1 protein-coding gene and 2 pseudogenes are annotated in these 1805 nt (G+C 61.1%); 1 reads left to right on the plus strand and 2 read right to left on the minus strand.

What is annotated here, in order from left to right; all coding sequences use genetic code 11:
* Window positions 1-200: pseudogene (gene ubiA / locus NW835_RS11445) on the minus strand (4-hydroxybenzoate octaprenyltransferase); the annotation flags it as partial.
* Window positions 201-475: 275 nt separating this feature from the next.
* Between ubiA and NW835_RS11450 the strand changes: the two are divergent.
* On the plus strand, window positions 476-1207 hold the full coding sequence (locus NW835_RS11450; protein WP_414364363.1) for a response regulator: 732 nt from the start codon (window positions 476-478) through the stop codon (window positions 1205-1207).
* Here NW835_RS11450 and NW835_RS11455 read toward each other — a convergent pair.
* A pseudogene (locus NW835_RS11455) lies at window positions 1204-1805 on the minus strand (CCA tRNA nucleotidyltransferase); the annotation flags it as partial. The gene NW835_RS11450 and the pseudogene NW835_RS11455 sit on opposite strands and share 4 nt — an antisense overlap.

Consider the following 1805-nt stretch of genomic DNA (forward strand, 5'->3'; position numbering starts at 1 on the left):
ACACAGCCTGCCCCGCTGGTGGCTAAGCTGCCCAAAACCAGGATCCCAACCAGCGGCCAAGGCGGCGTTCCCCGTCCGGCCAGAAAAGCCCCCCACAAAGCCGGGATCATCAAAATCAACCGCCCTGCCGGCTTGTGCCAGCGCAACAGCCGTAAAATCGCTCCGCCAGTGGCCCAGAGGGCAGAAGGAGGGGCAGACATAGCCAGATCAAAAGAGGGCCAGTTGCCAAGGGGAATGGGGCTCCGCACCGATCTTAAATCATCCTGAACTGCCCTACCCTGGAACCCTTGTCGCCTCCCTCGCCGTCTTTCCTTTTTGGCCAGCATTTGGCTCCTCTTTTCCCCCTATTGGCCAGCCTGAGAAGTTTGATATCCTAGCGGGGGGCTGCTGTTGAGGATGATGAACTTTGCTCCTTTTCCTCTGTGAGGCCGTTCGCGCAAACGAGACGGAGTCTGCCATGCAAGCAACCCTTTCCATGACCAGTCAACTTCCCCAAGTTCAAGTCAAGGAAGCTTCTCCCCTGCTGGAGACTCTGCTAGTGGTGGATGATGAGGACGCAATTCGAGAAACCGTTGCCCTTGCCCTTGAAGAACAAGGATACCGAGTTTTGCAAGCAGTGGACGGTCGAGAAGCGCTAGAGCTGGTGCATACAGCCGAGCGGCTGGACTTGATGATCCTCGATCTAATGCTGCCCAGTTTGAATGGCTTGGATCTATGCCGTCTGTTGCGTAGGGAGGGGAACACCCTCCCCATTTTGATGCTGACAGCCAAAAGCAGCGAGACCGACCGGGTGATGGGCCTGGAGCTGGGGGCCGACGACTACCTAACTAAGCCTTTTGGGATGCGGGAGCTGATTGCCCGCTGTCGCTCCGTGTTGCGCCGTCGGCAGCAGGCCTACGCCAGCGAGGCCATGGTGCTCCGCTACGGGGATATTTGCATGTTTACCCAGGAGTGCCGGGTGTTGGTGCGGGGGGTGGAGGTGAGTCTCTCGCCTAAGGAGTTTCGCCTGTTGGAGCTGTTCATGTCCAATCCCCGCCGCGTTTGGACGCGGGAACAGCTTCTGGAGCGGGTTTGGGGATCCGACTTCATGGGCGACAGCAAGACCGTGGATGTCCACATCCGCTGGCTGCGGGAAAAGCTGGAGGTGGATCCCAGCAACCCAGAGTATTTGGTGACGGTGCGCGGCTTCGGCTATCGCTTCGGCTAGGTTTGGGAGCTTCTCTCGCGCCAGCGGCGGGGAAAGGAAAGGGCTTCGGCGCGGGTTTGGATCTGACCCGAAGCCTGGGCTTCCTGGAGATCTTGCAATAACTGGCCCACCCAAGGTCCGGGTTTAGCACCCAAGCTGTGCAGCAGGTCGCGGCCATCCAGCAAGGGCACCAAATGGGCTAGGGGATCCTGGGGATCTTCGTAGCGCTGCAGCCAGGACTCTATCTTTTGGGGGCTGCTGCCGGTCGCTGCCGCCAGCAGGGCCAGGCCGCCGAAGAGGGATCCCGCCTGGTGATAGAGCCGCCACTGTTGGCTGGGTGAGGGGGAGTGGGTTAGGAGCGGCTGGAACTGGGGCAGAAGCTGGTGCAGCTTTTGAATGGCCCGCATCTCTGCCCGGCTGAAGCGCAGCCGTTCCAGCTCAGCTTCCACCGTCTCGGCGGGGGTGCCCGCCGGATCCCACAGTAGGGCTGCCACCACCGTTGCCAAGAGGGCGCTGCGCCGATCCGCCAAAGGCTGGGCCAGCTCCGCCAGCGTGCGGGGGTACTGGAGCTGCCAGATCTCAGCCCATTGCCACACTGCCTGAGCCTGGGCAAAGCCGC

This window comes from Synechococcus sp. OH2 (assembly GCF_047462155.1).
Classification (GTDB): Bacteria; Cyanobacteriota; Cyanobacteriia; order Thermostichales; family Thermostichaceae; genus Thermostichus.